This is a genomic window from Streptomyces panacea (assembly GCF_040560175.1).
Classification (GTDB): domain Bacteria; phylum Actinomycetota; class Actinomycetes; order Streptomycetales; family Streptomycetaceae; genus Streptomyces; species Streptomyces panacea.
Map to the genome: position 1 here is coordinate 19067 of NZ_JARJHW010000065.1, position 16947 is coordinate 36013.

The 16947-nt window shown below is 71.4% G+C and carries 14 protein-coding genes and 1 pseudogene; 10 read left to right on the top strand and 5 right to left on the bottom strand.

The window, feature by feature from the left end; all coding sequences use genetic code 11:
• Positions 1–7 precede the first annotated feature (7 nt).
• A complete protein-coding gene (locus P3L51_RS17480) occupies positions 8–622 on the bottom strand; it encodes an SACE_7040 family transcriptional regulator (RefSeq protein WP_354606172.1) in 615 nt (204 codons plus the stop codon).
• Between the two features lie 88 nt (positions 623–710).
• On the opposite strand from P3L51_RS17480, the gene P3L51_RS17485 reads away from it, so the two are divergent.
• The 5 genes and pseudogenes from P3L51_RS17485 (at position 711) to P3L51_RS17505 (ending at position 7467) form a co-directional block, all read left to right on the top strand.
• Positions 711–2342 carry a carboxyl transferase domain-containing protein gene (locus P3L51_RS17485; RefSeq protein WP_354606173.1) on the top strand — a complete coding sequence of 544 codons (1632 nt, stop codon included), beginning with the start codon at positions 711–713 and terminating at the stop codon, positions 2340–2342.
• Positions 2343–2445: 103 nt separating this feature from the next.
• Positions 2446–4410 (top strand): acetyl/propionyl/methylcrotonyl-CoA carboxylase subunit alpha, encoded by a 1965-nt coding sequence (locus P3L51_RS17490; protein ID WP_354606185.1) that lies wholly within the window; start codon positions 2446–2448, stop codon positions 4408–4410.
• Positions 4407–5342, top strand: coding sequence for a hydroxymethylglutaryl-CoA lyase (locus P3L51_RS17495; protein WP_354606174.1), 936 nt, complete (start codon positions 4407–4409; stop codon positions 5340–5342). Before P3L51_RS17490 ends, P3L51_RS17495 begins: the two co-directional genes overlap by 4 nt.
• A gap of 2 nt (positions 5343–5344) precedes the next feature.
• Complete coding sequence (locus P3L51_RS17500; protein WP_354606175.1) at positions 5345–6514, top strand: acyl-CoA dehydrogenase family protein; 1170 nt, start codon at positions 5345–5347, stop codon at positions 6512–6514.
• A 171-nt stretch (positions 6515–6685) separates the two neighbouring features.
• Positions 6686–7467 (top strand): annotated as a pseudogene (locus P3L51_RS17505) (DUF899 domain-containing protein).
• Positions 7468–7546: 79 nt separating this feature from the next.
• Here the strand turns inward: P3L51_RS17505 and P3L51_RS17510 are convergent.
• Entirely contained in the window at positions 7547–7900 is a 354-nt protein-coding gene (locus P3L51_RS17510; protein ID WP_354606176.1) for a VOC family protein, read from the bottom strand.
• Positions 7901–8050: 150 nt separating this feature from the next.
• Between P3L51_RS17510 and P3L51_RS17515 the strand changes: the two genes are divergently transcribed.
• Together P3L51_RS17515 and P3L51_RS17520 are read left to right on the top strand one after the other, a co-directional pair.
• On the top strand, positions 8051–9082 hold the full coding sequence (locus P3L51_RS17515; protein WP_354606177.1) for an ABC transporter substrate-binding protein: 1032 nt from the start codon (positions 8051–8053) through the stop codon (positions 9080–9082).
• Between the two features lie 3 nt (positions 9083–9085).
• Positions 9086–9949, top strand: a complete 864-nt coding sequence (locus P3L51_RS17520; protein WP_354606178.1) for a siderophore-interacting protein — start codon at positions 9086–9088, stop codon at positions 9947–9949.
• 8 nt (positions 9950–9957) lie between these two features.
• On the opposite strand, the gene P3L51_RS17525 is transcribed toward P3L51_RS17520, so the two are convergent.
• Positions 9958–10647: a lysophospholipid acyltransferase family protein gene (locus tag P3L51_RS17525; protein ID WP_354606179.1), complete on the bottom strand. Its 690-nt coding sequence runs from the start codon at positions 10645–10647 to the stop codon at positions 9958–9960.
• A 437-nt stretch (positions 10648–11084) separates the two neighbouring features.
• Complete coding sequence (locus P3L51_RS17530; protein WP_435594471.1) at positions 11085–12821, bottom strand: beta-N-acetylhexosaminidase; 1737 nt, start codon at positions 12819–12821, stop codon at positions 11085–11087.
• 164 nt (positions 12822–12985) lie between these two features.
• Between P3L51_RS17530 and P3L51_RS17535 the strand changes: the two genes are divergently transcribed.
• The 3 genes from P3L51_RS17535 to glmS all read left to right on the top strand — a co-directional run bounded on the left by P3L51_RS17535 (position 12986) and on the right by glmS (position 16174).
• Positions 12986–13885: a DUF4429 domain-containing protein gene (locus tag P3L51_RS17535; protein ID WP_354606180.1), complete on the top strand. Its 900-nt coding sequence runs from the start codon at positions 12986–12988 to the stop codon at positions 13883–13885.
• 101 nt (positions 13886–13986) lie between these two features.
• The gene (locus P3L51_RS17540; RefSeq protein ID WP_354606181.1) at positions 13987–14268 is read left to right on the top strand and encodes a hypothetical protein; all 282 of its coding nucleotides are present in this window, start codon (positions 13987–13989) and stop codon (positions 14266–14268) included.
• 76 nt (positions 14269–14344) lie between these two features.
• Positions 14345–16174: a glutamine--fructose-6-phosphate transaminase (isomerizing) gene (glmS, locus tag P3L51_RS17545; protein ID WP_354606182.1), complete on the top strand. Its 1830-nt coding sequence runs from the start codon at positions 14345–14347 to the stop codon at positions 16172–16174.
• Between the two features lie 23 nt (positions 16175–16197).
• Here glmS and P3L51_RS17550 read toward each other — a convergent pair whose 3' ends face one another.
• The gene (locus tag P3L51_RS17550) at positions 16198–16719 is read right to left on the bottom strand and encodes a universal stress protein (RefSeq protein WP_354606183.1); all 522 of its coding nucleotides are present in this window, start codon (positions 16717–16719) and stop codon (positions 16198–16200) included.
• Positions 16720–16947: the final 228 nt, after the last annotated feature.

Genomic DNA, 16947 nt, shown 5'->3' on the forward strand with positions numbered 1-16947 from the left:
CCGCCTTCTAAAGACGCGCCGCGCCGTCCTCCTCGCCGAGGGCGGCGAACGCGCCGTGCGCCAGGCGGCGCAGGAGCGTTTCCGCGACCGCGCGCCGGGGTGTGCCGCGGCCGGTGGGGCTCAGATGGGGCGTCGAGTTCAGCAGGCCGAAGACGGCGTGCACGGCGCCGCGGGCGACCGGCTCGGGAAGATCCTGGTGGATCTCGCGCACGACGCCGACCCACAACTCCACGTACTGCCGCTGGAGCTGCCGTACGAGTTTGCGGTCGCTGTCCCTCAGGCGGTCCAGTTCGCGGTCGTGGAGCGTGATCAGCGGGCGGTCGTCCAGGGCGAAGTCGATATGGCCGTCGATCAGCGAGGCGAGCACGGCCGCCGGGTCGCCGGTCGAGGCCGCCACCCGCTGCCTGCCGCCGTCCAGCAGCCGGCCGCTGATGCCGACGAGCAGCTCGGCGAGCATGGCGTCCTTGCCCGCGAAATGGCGGTACAGGCCCGGCCCGCTGATGCCGACGGCCGCCCCTATCTCGTCGACGCCCACCCCGTGGAAACCGCGCTCGGCGAAGAGCCTGGCGGCCTCGTTGAGGATCTGCTCGCGGCGCGTCGGTGCCGCGGTCCTGGTGCTCATGGAAATCCATTCTAGACAGGACGGTTAGCGGTCGTTAACCTGAGAGGGATACGTTAACGCTCATTAACCGAGCAAGGGAGCTCGACCGATGCAGCAGGCACCCGTGCTGGCGAGCGCCGCGGACCCGGCGTCCGAGGTCTGGCGCGCCAACGAGGCGGGGCATCAGGAGCTCTCGGACGCGCTGCGCGGCCGGCTCGCCGCCGCCCGGCTCGGCGGCGGTGAGAAGTCCCGCGCCCGGCACGTGGCGCGCGGGAAGCTGCTGCCCCGCGACCGGGTGGACACCCTGCTGGATCCCGGCTCGCCCTTCCTTGAGCTGGCCCCGCTGGCGGCGGAGGACATGTACGGCGGCCAGGCGCCCGCGGCGGGGGTGATCGCCGGGATCGGCCGGGTCAGTGGCCGTGAGGTGGTCGTGGTCGCCAATGACGCCACGGTCAAGGGCGGGACGTATTACCCGATGACGGTGAAGAAGCATCTGCGCGCCCAGGAGGTCGCGCTGGAGAACAGACTGCCGTGCGTCTATCTCGTGGACTCGGGCGGCGCCTTCCTGCCGATGCAGGACGAGGTCTTCCCCGACCGTGACCACTTCGGCCGGATCTTCTACAACCAGGCGCGGATGTCAGGCGCCGGTATCCCGCAGATCGCGGCCGTCCTCGGTTCCTGCACGGCGGGCGGCGCGTACGTGCCCGCGATGAGCGACGAGGCCGTGATCGTCCGCGGCCAGGGCACGATCTTCCTGGGCGGTCCGCCGCTGGTGAAGGCGGCGACCGGCGAGGTCGTCACCGCCGAGGAGCTGGGCGGCGGCGAGGTCCACTCCCGTACGTCGGGGGTCACCGACCATCTCGCCGAGGACGACGCGCACGCGCTGCGCATCGTCCGCACGATCGTCTCGACGCTTCCCGGGCGCGGCCCGCTGCCCTGGCGGGTCGAGCCGGCGGAGGAGCCGAAGGTCGACCCGATGGGGCTGTACGGGGCGGTGCCGGTCGACTCGCGCACGCCGTACGACGTCCGTGAGGTCATCGCGCGGCTCGTGGACGGTTCGCGGTTCGCGGAGTTCAAGTCCGAGTTCGGTACGACGCTGGTCACCGGCTTCGCCCGGATCCACGGCCACCCGGTGGGGATCGTCGCCAACAACGGCATCCTGTTCTCCGAATCGGCCCAGAAGGGCGCGCACTTCATCGAGCTGTGCGACCAGCGAGGCATCCCGCTCCTCTTCCTCCAGAACATCTCCGGGTTCATGGTCGGCAGGGCCTACGAGGCGGGCGGCATCGCCAAGCACGGCGCGAAGATGGTGACCGCCGTGGCGTGCGCGCGCGTGCCGAAGCTCACCGTCGTGGTCGGCGGTTCGTACGGCGCGGGGAACTACTCGATGTGCGGCCGCGCCTACTCCCCCCGCTTCCTGTGGATGTGGCCCAACGCCAAGATCTCGGTGATGGGCGGCGAGCAGGCCGCGTCCGTCCTGGCGACGGTCAAGCGCGACCAGATCGAGGGGCGCGGCGATCAGTGGCCCGCCGAGGAGGAAGAGGCGTTCAAGGACCCGGTGCGCGCGCAGTACGAGACGCAGGGCAACGCCTACTACGCGACGGCCCGGCTCTGGGACGACGGGGTGATCGATCCGCTGGAGACCCGTCAGGTGGTGGGTCTGGCGCTGACGGCCTGCGCCAACGCCCCGCTTCCCCAGAAGGACAGCACCGCCCCCGGCTTCGGCGTCTTCCGGATGTGAGTGACAGATGACCTCCCTGCACACGACCCCCGCGCACACCAGCACGGCGCACCCGACCACCGGGCACACCGCCGCGCACACCGCCACCGCGCACCCGGCCGGCATGTTCGACACCGTCCTCGTCGCGAACCGCGGCGAGATCGCGGTCCGTGTCATCCGTACGCTGCGCGCGCTCGGCATCCGTTCCGTCGCGGTCTTCAGCGACGCCGACGCCGACGCCCGGCATGTGCGTGAGGCGGACACCGCCGTCCGGATCGGCCCGGCGCCCGCCTCCGAGAGCTATCTGGTGAGCGACCGGCTGCTGGAGGCCGCGGCCCGTACGGGCGCCCAGGCGGTCCACCCGGGCTACGGCTTCCTCGCGGAGAACGCGGCCTTCGCGCAGGCGTGCGCGGACGCCGGGCTGGTCTTCATCGGCCCGACCGCGTCCGCCATCTCCCTGATGGGAGACAAGATCCGCGCCAAGGAGACGGTGGCGGCGGCCGGTGTTCCGGTGGTGCCCGGCTCCTCCGGCAGCGGTCTGACCGACGATCAACTGGCCGACGCGGCCCGGGAGATCGGGATGCCCGTGCTGCTGAAGCCGTCGGCGGGCGGCGGCGGCAAGGGCATGCGGCTCACGCGCGTGGAGTCGGCCCTGCGGGACGAGATCGCGGCGGCCCGGCGCGAGGCCCGCGCGTCCTTCGGCGACGACACGCTCCTCGTCGAGCGGTGGATCGACCGGCCGCGTCACATCGAGATCCAGGTGCTGGCCGACGGGTACGGCAATGTGGTCCATCTCGGCGAGCGCGAGTGCTCGTTGCAGCGCCGCCACCAGAAGATCATCGAGGAGGCGCCGTCCGTCCTGCTGGACGAGAAGACACGCGCGGCGATGGGCGAGGCGGCGGTGCAGGCGGCACGCTCCTGTGGCTACCGGGGCGCGGGGACGGTGGAGTTCATCGTCCCGGGCGAGGACCCCGCGTCGTACTTCTTCATGGAGATGAACACCCGCCTCCAGGTGGAACATCCCGTCACCGAGCTGGTCACCGGCCTCGACCTGGTCGAGTGGCAGCTGCGCGTCGCCGCCGGTGAACGACTCCCGTTCACCCAGGAGGACATCACCCTCACCGGGCACGCGATCGAGGCCCGGATCTGCGCGGAGGACCCCGCGCGCGGCTTCCTGCCGTCGGGCGGCCGGGTGCTGTCGCTGCGCGAGCCGGGGGGCGACGGTGTCCGTACCGACTCGGGCCTGAGCGAGGGCACGGAGATCGGGAGCCTGTACGACCCAATGCTGTCGAAGGTGATCGTGCACGCCCCGGACCGGGCGACGGCGCTGCGCAGGCTGCGGGCGGCCCTGGCGGAGACGGTGACGCTGGGCGTCCCGACGAATGCCGGCTTCCTGCGGAGGCTGCTGGCCCACCCCGCCGTGGTGGCGGGCGAGCTGGACACGGGCCTGGTGGAGCGGGACGCGGACTCGCTGGTGCCGACGGACGTTCCGGCGGAGGTGTACGAAGCGGCGGCTGCGGTACGGGAGTCGGTTCTGGCCCCCGCCCCCACCCACGCCACCGGCTGGACCGACCCGTTCTCCGTACCGAACGGCTGGCGGATGGGCGGCATGACCGTGCCCGTCAGCCACCATCTGCGCGTAGCGGGACATGAACCCGTCATCCACCGCGTGCCCGGCACCGCCCCGTCGCCGCGCGTGGAGCCCGGCCGGGTGACCGTGACGGTCGGCGGGGTGACGCACACCTTCCACCGAGCGGGCGACTGGCTCGGCAGGGACGGCGACAGCTGGCACGTACAGGACCACGATCCGGTCGAGGCGGCGCTGCTCGGCGCCGCCGGCGCGGGGGGGCTCGACGCGCTCACGGCCCCGATGCCCGGCACGGTCACGGTCGTCAAGGTGGCGGTCGGGGAGGAAGTGGTCGCGGGCCAGGGCCTGTTGGTGGTCGAGGCGATGAAGATGGAGCACGTCGTCTCCGCCCCGCACGACGGCACCGTCACGGAGCTGGACGTCACGGTCGGCTCCACCGTCGCCATGGACCAGGTGCTGGCGGTCGTCGCCCCGGCCACGGCTGCCGAGGAGGAGAAATGACGCTCCCGATGACCGTCATGGACGAGGGCCTGCCGACCCGGATCCGTATCCACGAGGTGGGCGCGCGCGACGGCCTCCAGAACGAGGCGACGATCGTCCCGACCGAGATCAAGGCGGAGTTCATCCACCGCCTCGCCGCCGCCGGGCTCACCACCATCGAGGCGACCAGCTTCGTCCACCCCAAATGGGTGCCCCAACTGGCCGACGCCGAGCGGCTGTTCCCGATGGTGCGCGACCTGGAGAGCGTACGGCTGCCCGTCCTCGTACCGAACGACCGCGGTCTCGACCGGGCGCTGGCCCTCGGCGTCCGGCAGGTGGCGGTCTTCGCCAGCGCGACCGAGTCCTTCGCCAAGGCCAATCTGAACCGGACCCTGGACGAGTCCCTCGCCATGTTCGAGCCGGTCGTCGCCCGCGCCCGCGCCGAGCGGCTCCATGTCCGGGGCTATCTCTCGATGTGCTTCGGCGACCCGTGGGAGGGGCCCGTCCCCGTCGACCAGGTCGCCCGGATCGTCAGGAGCCTGGTCGACATGGGCTGCGACGAGGTGAGTCTCGGCGACACGATCGGCGTGGCGACCCCCGGCCATGTGCAGAGCCTGCTCGCCACGCTCGTCGAGGAGGGCGTGCACGTCTCGAAGGTGGGGGTGCACTTCCACGACACGTACGGCCAGGCACTCGCCAACACCTTCGCCGCGCTCCAGCAAGGAGTGACCACCGTCGACGCGTCGGCGGGCGGCCTGGGCGGCTGCCCGTTCGCCAAGAGCGCCACCGGGAATCTCGCCACCGAAGACCTCCTGTGGATGTTGCAGGGCCTCGGTATCGACACCGGGGTCGACCTCGGCCTCCTCACCGCCACCAGCGTGTGGATGGCCGAACAGCTGGGGCGACCCAGCCCCTCCCGCACCGTAAGCGCCCTCTCCCACAAGGAGTCCTAGCCATGACCCTGGACCACCGGCTCTCCGCAGAGCACGAGGAACTGCGCCGTACCGTCGAGGCGTTCGCGCAGGACGTCGTCGCACCCAAGATCGGCGACTTCTACGAGCGGCACGAGTTCCCGTACGAGATCGTGCGCGAGATGGGCCGGATGGGCCTGTTCGGCCTGCCCTTCCCGGAGGAGTACGGCGGCATGGGCGGCGACTACATGGCGCTCGGCATCGCCCTGGAGGAGCTGGCCCGCGTCGACTCCTCCGTGGCCATCACCCTCGAAGCGGGCGTCTCGCTCGGCGCGATGCCGCTGTACCTCTTCGGTACGGAGGAGCAGAAGCGGGAGTGGCTGCCGCGCCTGTGCTCCGGCGAGGTCCTGGGCGCCTTCGGCCTGACCGAGCCCGAGGCGGGCTCGGACGCGGGCGGCACGCGCACGACGGCCGTACGGGACGGCGACGAGTGGGTCATCAACGGCTCGAAGTGCTTCATCACCAACTCGGGCACGGACATCACCGGCCTGGTCACGGTCACGGCCGTCACCGGTCGCAGGGCCGCGTCCGATTCCTCCGGCACCCGCCCGGAGATCTCCTCGATCATCGTCCCGTCCGGCACACCCGGCTTCACGGTCGCGGCCCCGTACTCGAAGGTCGGGTGGAACGCGTCGGACACCCGTGAGCTGTCCTTCTCCGACGTCCGTGTCCCGCTGACGAATCTGGTCGGCACGGAAGGCCGCGGTTACGCCCAGTTCCTGCGCATCCTGGACGAGGGCCGCATCGCGATCTCCGCGCTGGCGACGGGCCTGGCGCAGGGCTGCGTGGACGAGTCGCTGAAGTACGCGAAGGAGCGCCACGCCTTCGGCCGCCCGATCGGCGCGAACCAGGCCATCCAGTTCAAGATCGCCGACATGGAGATGCGGGCCCATATGGCCCGCCTCGGCTGGCGCGACGCGGCGTCCCGCCTGGTCCACGGCGAGCCTTTCAAGAAGGAGGCGGCGCTGGCGAAGCTCTACTCCTCCACGGTCGCGGTGGACAACGCCCGTGAGGCCACGCAGATCCACGGCGGCTACGGCTTCATGAACGAGTATCCGGTGGCCCGCATGTGGCGCGACTCCAAGATCCTGGAGATCGGCGAGGGCACGAGCGAGGTCCAGCGGATGCTGATCGCGAGGGAGTTGGGGCTGTAGGGCCCCGCCGACGGGCCGGCCGGCGGCAAAGGGGCTCGGCGGGGGCTCGGCAAGGGCGCTCGCCGGCGTCCGCCGCAGCGATGAGTTCCGGCCGGGGCGTGAGTCTGTACCGGTGACCGTCGTTAGGACGTCGTAGGACGACGCCCGGCACGAGACACCACGGAGGACACCATGACGACCACGCCGAGTGACCCGAACCCCGCCCTGCCCGGCCGCCGCCCATCGTCGACCTGGCCGCCTGGCAGGCAGCCCGGGACGAGCTTCTGGTCCGCGAGAAGGCCCACACCCACGAGGGCGACGCCATCGCCGCGGCCCGTCGCCGACTGCCGATGGTGGAGTTCGACGGGACGGTCCGGGTGGTCGGGCCCGACGGCCCGGTCCCGTTCCTGGACCTGTTCCAGGGCCGCGACGAGCTCGTGGTCTACCAGCACATGTGGCACGACGGCGCACCGCACCAGGGCCAGTGCGAGGGCTGCACCACCACCGCCTGGCACCTGAGGGACGCCGTCTACCTCAACGCCCGCGGCGTCTCGTTCGCCGTGCTGACCACGGGCCCGTGGGAAGAGGTGGCCCCGTTCGTCGAGTTCATGGGCTACACCCAGCCCTGGTACTCGGTGCGCGACGTGGAGTCGCCGGTCGGCGGCAGAATGGGCTATCTCACCAGCTTCCTGCGCGACGGCGACCGCACCTTCCTCACCTACTCCACGACCGGCCGGGGCAACGAGCGGGTCAACGGGTCCCTCGGCCTGCTCGACATGACGCCCTACGGCCGCGGCGAGGCGTGGGAGGACAACCCCGACGGCCGGGCCGAGGGCCGGAGTCCGTGCTGGTCCTGGCGCTCGGACGCGGACGGGAACGCCACCTGGGGCCCGACCAGCCGCCCCGTACCGCAGTGGACCCGCCCCGGCGCGACGCCCGTGGAGACCCTCGGCCGGCACGGTCACCACCACTGACGGGCCTTCCCCGACGGCGCGGGCTCGGGGAGCCGGGCACGCCGGGCACCGCACCCGGGTGCGCGCACGGACCGTACGGTCAGCGGTGGCCCAGCACGTTGACCACCCGGCCGCCCGGGTCGCGGACGAAGAAGCGGCGGACGCCCCACTCCTCGTCCCGCAGCGTGTGCACGATGTCCGCGCCGCTCGCCCGCACGGCCGCGTAGGCCGCGTCCACGTCGGCCACCTCGACGCTCATGTCGGGGACGACGGGCGCGGTCGCGTCCTCGGTCAGGAAACTGATCTGGGCGGCGGGGGTGGACGGGGAGGCGAGGGTCATGATCCACCCCAGGTTCATGACCTCCTCGAAGCCCAGCAGGCCGTAGAACTCCCGGTTCCGGTCCAGCACTTCGGGCTGTACGTGGACGTTGGGCACGACTCGGCGAACGGACATCGCTGACTCCTGTGGAGAGGGGGGACGACTCCCCCACTCTGCCTCGGGCCTCGGACACCCGCCCCGTACGGAATGGTAAGCAAGGTTAGGCTAACCTACCTGAACCGGCTCATCGGCCGGTCTCCGGCGCGTACGAAAGCGGACATCGACATGCCCAACGCCCTCAGCTCGCCCCTCAGTCGTCGCGGCGTCCTCGCCGCCGGTGGTGCCGTCGGTCTCGGAGTCGCGCTCGCCGCCTGCGGGAACAGCGACGACGACAAGCAAGACGCGGGCGCGGGAGGCGACGCGAAGGCGGGCCCCTGGTCCTTCAAGGACGACCGCGGCGAGACGGCGAAGGCCGACGGCGTCCCGAAGAGCATCGTCGCCTTCACCGGCACCGCCGCCGCGCTTCACGACTACGGGATCGAGGTCAAGGGCGTCTTCGGCCCGACCACCACCAAGGACGGCAAGCCGGACATCCAGGCGGGGGACCTCGATGTCACGAAGGTCGAGATACTCGGCAACGTCTGGGGCGAGTTCAACGTCGAGAAGTACGCGGCGCTCGCCCCGGACCTGCTCGTCACCGCGCAGTGGGTCGAGGGTGAACTCTGGTACGTCCCCGAGCAGTCCAAGGGCAAGATCCTCAAGCTGGCCCCCAGCGTGGCGCTCTGGGCGGCGGAGACCACCGTCCCCAAGGCGATCCGGCGCCACGCGGATCTCGCCGAGTCCCTGGGCGCGGACCTGAAGGCCGCGAAGGTCACCGATGCCAAGGCCCGGTTCGAGAAGGCGGCGGGCCGGCTGCGGGCGGCGGCGAAGTCCAAGCCGGACATCAGAGTGCTGGTCGGCTCGGCCAGCCAGGACCTGTTCTACGTCTCGCTCGCCAAGATGTCCGCCGACACCCTCTACTTCCAGGAACTCGGCGTGAAGTTCGTCGAGCCGAAGGTGAACGCGCAGGGCTTCTTCGAGGAGTTGAGCTGGGAGAACATCGACACGTACCCGGCCGACATCATCATGATGGACAACCGTTCCTCCGCCCTCCAGCCCAACGCGCTCACCTCGAAGCCGACGTGGGCGCGGCTGCCCGCCGTCGAGGCGGGCCAGGTCGTCCCCCGCGTCGCGGAGCCCATCTACTCGTACGACAAGTGCGCGCCGATCCTCGACGATCTCGCCGCGGCCATCGAGAAGGCCAGGAAGGTCGCCTGACCCATGCCGACCGCGACGCCCGGGGCGGCGGCCGGCACCGCTCCGTTCCGTTTCTTCGCCCTTCAGGTCGTACGGACACGGCGGCTCGGGCCGTCGCTCGTCCGCGTCACCTTCGGCGGCGACACCCGGTCCGGCGACGGCCTCACCGGTTTCGCCGCCGGTGGGCGCGACCAGAGCCTGTCGCTGTTCCTGCCCCTGCCGGAGCAGTCGGCGCCCGTCGTCCCCGTCGGGGAGGGCGACGGCTGGTGGGCGGCCTGGCGGGCACTGCCGGACGACGTACGGGCCGTGATGCGCTCCTACACGGTGCGCGAACACCGCGACGACCCCGACGAGTTGGACATCGACTTCGCCCTGCACCCCGACGGCGGGCCGGCCTGCCGCTGGGCGGGCGGCGCGGCGCCAGGCGACCGCGTGCTCGTCCTCGGCCCGGCCGTAGCGGACAACACGGCGGTCCGCTTCCGGCCCCCGGCCGACACCGACTCCGTACTGATCTGGGCCGACGAGACCTCCCTGCCCGCGGCCGCCGCCATCCTGGAGTGGCTGCCCGCCGGGACGAAGGCGCGGGTGTGGCTCAGCGTGCCGTACGCCGCCGACCGCATGGAGCTGCCGACGGCGGCCGACGCCACCATCCACTGGCTGGCACGCGACGAGGACGCCCCCTCGGCCGTGGAGGCGGTACGCGCCGCCGAGTTGCCCGGCACCGCGCCGTACGCGTGGCCGGCGGGCGAGGCCGGGACGGTGAAGGAGCTGCGCCGCCATCTCGTACGGGAGCGTCGACTGGACCGTCGGCACGTCACGTTCATCGGCTACTGGCGGCGGGGGCTGAGCGAGGAGCAGTTGCGGGAGGAAGCGGCGAAGGCGTCGTAGCCGGACCGTCAGAGGGTCGCCGTCACCGCCGCGACCGGGGGCGGGGCGGCCGGGGGCGGGGCGGCCCGGCCGCCCGCCGTCAGCCACGCCGAGGTGACCGCGCTGTGGGCCCGCGCCGTGGCGGCCGGCAGATCGCCCGTCAGCCGTACCGGGGCGCCGATGTGCACCCGCAGGTCCGGGCGGCGCAGCGGCGCGGTGGCCAGGCCCGCGAACTGCCCCAGAGCACTGCCCGACATCAGCCGCCGGGCTCCGGTCTGTCCGAGAGGGACGACCGGGGCGCCGGTGGCGGCGGCGAGGCGGGCCAGGCCGCTGCGGAACGGGCGGGGAGGCGTCTCGGTGCCGAAGGCGCCGTCCGGTATGCCGCCCTCGCCGTAGATGAGAACGAGCCGGCCACGGGCGAGCGCGGCGGCGGCGTCTTCGAGGCAGCCGGCGGCCCGTGGGTCGGCGCGGCGGACGGGGACGTGCCCGCCGCGGGCGAGCGCACGCCCCAGGAGCGGTACGCGCCACAGTCCCGCCGCCGCCATCACGACCGGCTCGACGCCCAGCCTGCGCAGCGCGGCGAGCACGATCGCCGGGTCGCTGAGCGACGTGTGGTTGGCGGCGACGATGCTGCCGGGCGCCAACTCGGCGTCCCCGTCCAGCGTGACCGTGAGACGCCCGAAGAACGGCACCAGTGCGGCGGCGGTGCGGCTGAGCATGAGGGGCCTCCGGGGTGGACGACGAGCGCTGCCTCCATGGTCGCCGGGAGCGCGGCCGGCGGCGTGAGTACCGGTACTCAACCACCCGGCTCAACCACCCGGCTCAACCGGCCCGCGCCACGCGCCCGTTGCGGACCGACGCCGCTCCACGGACCCGCCCCGGTGCGGCGACCGGGAGGATTCACCAAGTTCCTCCGGTGGCCGTTCGTCCTCGATCGCCGGACGGGCTCGAATACGTCCGCGTACACCCGCACCGGCCTCACCTCGGCCGAACCGCTCCCGGCGGGCGCGCTCCATCCCGGCGGGCGCGCTCCGGCTCGTCGGCGCCCTGTCCCACCCGCTCGCGCGCTTCGGCCCGCGCGCCGACGGACCGGCGGGCGCCCGTGCCCACGCTTGGTCCCTCACGGGCGCCCGCCTCCCTCACCGGGAAGGCTCGTTCACTCCGCGGGCCACGGCACCACCGGCGAGCGGTAGTAGTCGATCCCCAGGGCCGTCAGCCGGGGCCCCTGAGCCGCCAGCCGCTTCTTGTAGGTGTCCCAGTCCCGAGCCGACTGCGGGGACCAGCCGATCTCCGCGACACCGGGCAGCCTCGGGAACGCCATCTTCTCGATGTGGTCACTGGTCGACAGGGTCTCCGACCAGAGCGGCGCCTCGACGCCCAGCACCGCGCCCGGGTCGACCCCGGCGTCGGCGAGATAGGCCGCCGGGTCCCAGTCGTACGAACGGTCCACCTCCACCAGACCGGCCCAGGTCTGGCCCAGGTCGGTGTTCCGGTCGTACTTCATGTCGAGATAGACCCGGTCGGCCGGCGACAGGACCAGCTTCGTGCCGGCCTTCGTCGCCTCGGCGACCTGCGCGCGCTCGGCGGCGCCCGTGGCGTCGTAACCCCAGTACTGCGCGACCGCGCCCTTCACCGGGGCGGCGCCGGTCAGCTGATGCCAGCCCATCACCTTCTTCCCGTACGTGGCCACCACCGCCTGCGTCCGCCGCATGAACTCCACATAGTCCGCATGGCTGGTGGAGTGCGCCTCGTCGCCGCCGATGTGCAGATATCTGCCGGGCGTCAGCGCGGCCAACTCGCGCACCACGTCCTCCACGAAGTCGTACGTGATCTCCTTCGGCGCGCACAGCGAGCTGAAACCGACGGCCGTGCCGGTGTAGAGCGGCGGCGCGACGCCGTCGCAGTTCAGCTCGGCGTACGAGGCGAGCGCGGCGTTCGTATGGCCCGGCATGTCGATCTCCGGGACGACTTCGAGATGGCGGGACGTGGCGTAGCGCACCAGCTCGCGGTACTCGGCCTTGGTGTAGTAGCCGCCGGGGCCGCCGCCGACCTGGGTCGAGCCGCCGTACGTGGCGAGGCGCGGCCAGGAGTCGATCGCGATGCGCCAGCCCTGGTCGTCGGAGAGGTGCAGATGCAGGGTGTTGATCTTGTAGAGGGCCAACTGGTCGATGTAGCGCTTGACTTGGTCGACTCCGAAGAAGTGCCGTGAGACATCGAGCATCGCGCCGCGGTACGCGTAGCGCGGCTTGTCGGTGATGGTGCCGCCGGCGATCTTCCAGGGGCCGCGCTGCCGGCTGTCGTGTTCGACGGCGGCCGGGAGGAGCTGCCGCAGCGTCTGGACGGCGTGGAAGAGTCCGGCGGGCTTGCGCGCCGTGAGGGTGACACCGTCCCGGCCCGACTCCAGCCGGTAGCCCTCGTCGCCGAGCGCGCGGTCCCGGTCGCCGGACGTCAGCCGCAGCCGGATCCCGTCGTCGACCCGGCCGTGATCATGCCCGCGGCCCCGGTCAGGTCCGCGGTCGTCGTCGGTGACCCGCAGGTCGTAGCCGGTGGAGGGCCGCAGCAGCCCCGCCAGATAGGTACCGACGCGCCGTGCCTCACGGGAGTCGTCGTCGACCCGGATCCGGGTCGAGGCGGTGATGGAGTACGGCGTACCGCCCGGCCGCACCGACGCGGGCGCGGGAACGACGTCGCCGAGCGGTCTGGTGGCCGAGCTGGATCCGGCCGCCGTTCCCGTGGGCCCGGGAGCCGCGACGGCCCCGGAGGCGGCCAGGCACGAGAACAGGGCGACGGCGACGAGCAGCGGTCCGGAAAGGCGGGGGCCCGCGGCATGGGGGAACGGAGAGCGGCGGGAGAGGAGTCGGGGGAAGGTGGGGGGTGTTCCGTGCTGTCTCACAGGCTTGCCCCTTCGACGGAGTTCACGACTGTGGGTCCACGACTGCGGTGCGGAGCACCACGACTGCGGTGCGGAGCGACCGAACCTTCCCATCGGAACCCCGTGCCCCATCCGTGGTCAAGGTGTAGACCATTTCTTCGGCGCCTCGATGGAAGAATCGGCGCATGGCGGAAATCATCCAGAAGGACGGCACCTGGACCTTCGACGGCGACACGGTGCGCATAGTGCCCGGCAGCGACAAACGGGTGAGTCTGCTGCGCAAGTCACTCGGTGAAGTCGCCGTGCCGTTACGGGCGTTGGCGGGCGTCACCTTCGAGCAGGGCCGTAGGTCCGGGCGGCTCAGACTGCGGCTGCGCGACGGCGCCGACCCGCTCACGAGGGTCGCCGGGGGCAAGCTGGACGACGGCTCCGATCCGTACCGGCTGACCGTGGAGAACGACCGCGCGGGCGTCGCCGAGTACTTCGTCGACGAGGTGCGCAACTCCCTGCTGCTCGACGAGGTCGACGCGGGTCCCACCGAGCGCTATCTGCTGCCCGGCCCGTCCCTGCCGATCACGATGGGCGCGGGGGACGGGACGGCCACCTTCGACGGCGAGGAGATCCGGCTGGAGTGGAACTGGAAGACCGAGGAGTCCAAGTCCTCGCGGGGCACCACCACCCTCTCGCTCGGCGATGTGGATGCCGTGGAGTGGCGGCCCAGCGCCGGCATGGAGAACGGCTTCCTGCGCTTCCGGGTCGGCCGGGGCAATTCCCCGGCCCCCAAGTACGACCCGCACGCCGTGGAGCTGTACGGCTTCCGCAAGGACCCGCTGATGGCGCTGGTGGCCGCCGCCGTGGTCGCCCGGCTGCCGCACCCGAACGCGGACGCCGCCGCACCCACCCTCCTCGCCAAGACGGCCGAGCCCGCCGGCGCCGTCCCCGCCCCGGCCCCCGCCGCGGCAAGTGGCGACGATCATGACGCGCTGCTGCGCAGGCTGCGAGAGCTGGGCGAGCTGCACCAGGCCGGAATCCTGACGGCGGAGGAGTTCACGACCGCCAAGCAGGCCGTGCTGAAGCGCCTCTGAACAGCGCCCCGCAATAGCATCCCGACCGAGATCATGCACACTCCTGCCCGAAATCGGGCAGGATTCTTGCAAAGAGCCCCACACACCCGCAGTATCTACGGGTGCTCGAACGCCGTTCACCCTCGTCCCACGACGACCTGGTCGACCATCTGGTCCGCAGCACCGCGCTCCCGCGCGGCGAGGCGGCCCGGGTGATCCTGGACGTCCTGGCGTACTTCGACGAGACCACCGAGGAATTCGTCCGGCGCAGACACCGCGAGCTACAGGCCGGCGGCGCCACGAACCCGGAGATCTTCGAGCGGATCGCGGCCGAACTGCCGCACCGCGCGGTGGCACCGCCGGAGCTGTCCCTCAGACAGCTCCGGCGCCTCGTCTACGGCTGAGCCGAGCACCGCATCACCACGAAACACGAAACACGAACACCGAACACGGAACATCGACGGAGGGGCAGAGACTGATATGTGCGGGATCGTCGGTTACATCGGAAGGCGCGACGTCGCTCCACTGCTGCTTGAGGGCCTGCAGCGGCTGGAGTACCGGGGTTACGACTCCGCCGGCCTGGTCATCACCGGCAAGGCGACCGCGGGCAAGCCCGCGACCCTGAAGATGGTCAAGGCCAAGGGCCGCGTCCGTGAGCTGGAGTCCCGCGTCCCCAAGCGCTTCGCCGGCACCACCGGCATCGCGCACACCCGCTGGGCCACCCACGGCGCCCCGAGCGACGAGAACGCGCACCCGCACCTCGACCCGGAGAACAAGGTCGCCCTCGTCCACAACGGCATCATCGACAACGCCACCGAGCTGCGCGCGAGGCTGGAGGCCGACGGTGTCGTGTTCCTCTCCGAGACCGACACCGAGGTCCTGACCCACCTCATCGCGCGCTCGGGGGCCGAAACGCTGGAGGAGAAGGTCCGCCAGTCGCTGAAGCTGGTGGAGGGCACGTACGGCATCGCCGTCCTGCACGCCGACTTCGCGGACCGTATCGTCGTCGCCCGCAACGGCTCGCCCGTCGTCCTCGGCATCGGCGAGAAGGAGATGTTCGTCGCGTCCGACGTGGCCGCGCTGGTCTCCCACACCCGCCAGGTCGTCACGCTCGACGACGGCGAGATGGCCACCATCAAGGCCGACGACTTCCGTACGTACACCACCGAGGGCTCGCGCACCTCGGCCACGCCGACCACCGTGGAGTGGGAGGCCGAGTCGTACGACATGGGCGGCCACGACACGTACATGCACAAGGAGATCTCCGAGCAGGCCGAAGCCGTGGACCGGGTGCTGCGCGGCCGGATCGACGACCGGTTCTCGACCGTGCACCTGGGCGGCCTCAATCTGGACGCGCGTGAGGCGCGCGGAGTGCGGCGCATCAAGATCCTCGGCTGCGGCACCTCGTACCACGCGGGTCTCATCGGCGCGGGGCTGATCGAGTCGCTGGCGCGGATCCCGGCGGACGCCGAGCCCGCGTCCGAATTCCGTTACCGCAACCCGGTCGTGGACCCCGACACGCTCTACATCGCCGTGTCGCAGTCGGGCGAGACGTACGACGTCCTGGCCGCCGTGCAGGAACTCAAGCGCAAGGGCGCCCGGGTGCTCGGCGTGGTCAACGTCGTCGGCTCGGCGATCGCCCGCGAGACCGACGGCGGCGTGTACGTGCACGCGGGCCCCGAGGTCTGCGTGGTCTCCACCAAGTGCTTCACCAACACCGTGGTGTCCTTCGCGCTGCTCGCGCTGCACCTGGGCCGGATCCGCGATCTGTCGGTCGCCGACGGCAAGCGGATCATCGCGGGGCTGCGCAGGCTGCCCGCCCAGATCTCGGAGATCCTGGAGTCCGAGGCGGAGATCAAGAAGGTGGCGGAGGAGTACGCGGACGCGAAGTCGATGATGTTCATCGGCCGGGTACGCGGCTATCCGGTGGCACTTGAGGCCTCGTTGAAGCTCAAGGAGATCTCGTACATCCACGCCGAGGCCTATCCGGCCTCGGAGTTGAAGCACGGCCCCCTCGCGCTCATCGAACCGGCGCTGCCGACAGTGGCGATCGTGCCGGACGACGATCTGCTGGAGAAGAACCGCGCGGCGCTGGAGGAGATCAAGGCGCGCAGCGGCCGGATCCTGGCGGTCGCGCACCAGGAGCAGCCGAAGGCCGACCAGACGATCGTGGTGCCGAAGAACGAGACGGAGCTGGACCCGATCCTGATGGGGATTCCGCTCCAACTGCTCGCCTATCACACGGCGTTGGCGCTGGGCCGGGACATCGACAAGCCGCGTAACCTCGCGAAGTCCGTGACGGTCGAGTAGACGCGCGGGGCCGGGCGGCGGGGCTACGGGATGACCACGACGGGCCGTTGGGCCCGTCGTGCCAGCCGCCCCGCCACCGTGCCGAAGATGCGCCCGACGATGCCGTGCGTGGAGCCGACGACGATCGCGTCGGCCGAGTACTCCTGGCCGACCTCTTCGAGTTCGTGGCAGATGTCGCCGCCGCGCTCGACGAGGATCCACGGCACCTCGGAGAGGTAGTCGGCGCAGGCGAGTTCGAGACCGAGCACTTCGGTGCGGTGGTCCGGCACGTCCACGAAGACGGGCGGCTCGCAGCCCGCCCAGACGGTGGTGGGCAGCCGGTTGGCCACATGCACGATGATCAGCGCCGAGCCGAGCCTGCGGGCCATGCCGATGGCGTACGCGAGCGCGCGCTCGCTCGATGTCGAGCCGTCGAAGCCGACGACCACTCCGTGCCGGAAGGCGGGATCACAGGAGTGGCGCGTCTCTTCGGCCGCTTGCAGGTCCGACGCGGGGTCGGTCAACTGCTCGCGGTCAGCGGGTTCGGGGATTTCGTGACCGGCCATCGATGTCTCGGCGAGGAAGGTCCTTGTGTGAAGGAGCAACAATTGACGGGGCAACGGAGTCGTGTCTGGGAATCATCTTCCCAACCCCTTACCCCCAAGGGTACGGCGACACTCCTCTTTTTCGCCCAGGGACCGCCGCCACGGACGCGGCGTCCCTGGGGAGCATGCCCGAGCCCGTCAGGGATCGCAACGCCGGATGGCAAGTACACAGGGACACGCACAGGGACA

Bases quoted from the DNA above. Each gene is read 5' to 3' on its own strand.
- P3L51_RS17480 (WP_354606172.1), bottom strand. From the start codon at position 622: ATGAGCACCAGGACCGCGGCACCGACGCGCCGCGAGCAGATCCTCAAC.
- P3L51_RS17520 (WP_354606178.1), top strand. From the start codon at position 9,086: ATGCCGACCGCGACGCCCGGGGCGGCGGCCGGCACCGCTCCGTTCCGT.
- P3L51_RS17525 (WP_354606179.1), bottom strand. From the start codon at position 10,647: ATGCTCAGCCGCACCGCCGCCGCACTGGTGCCGTTCTTCGGGCGTCTC.
- glmS (WP_354606182.1), top strand. From the start codon at position 14,345: ATGTGCGGGATCGTCGGTTACATCGGAAGGCGCGACGTCGCTCCACTG.
- P3L51_RS17510 (WP_354606176.1), bottom strand. From the start codon at position 7,900: ATGTCCGTTCGCCGAGTCGTGCCCAACGTCCACGTACAGCCCGAAGTG.
- P3L51_RS17500 (WP_354606175.1), top strand. From the start codon at position 5,345: ATGACCCTGGACCACCGGCTCTCCGCAGAGCACGAGGAACTGCGCCGT.
- P3L51_RS17515 (WP_354606177.1), top strand. From the start codon at position 8,051: ATGCCCAACGCCCTCAGCTCGCCCCTCAGTCGTCGCGGCGTCCTCGCC.
- P3L51_RS17550 (WP_354606183.1), bottom strand. From the start codon at position 16,719: ATGGCCGGTCACGAAATCCCCGAACCCGCTGACCGCGAGCAGTTGACC.
- P3L51_RS17535 (WP_354606180.1), top strand. From the start codon at position 12,986: ATGGCGGAAATCATCCAGAAGGACGGCACCTGGACCTTCGACGGCGAC.
- P3L51_RS17495 (WP_354606174.1), top strand. From the start codon at position 4,407: ATGACGCTCCCGATGACCGTCATGGACGAGGGCCTGCCGACCCGGATC.
- P3L51_RS17485 (WP_354606173.1), top strand. From the start codon at position 711: ATGCAGCAGGCACCCGTGCTGGCGAGCGCCGCGGACCCGGCGTCCGAG.
- P3L51_RS17490 (WP_354606185.1), top strand. From the start codon at position 2,446: ATGTTCGACACCGTCCTCGTCGCGAACCGCGGCGAGATCGCGGTCCGT.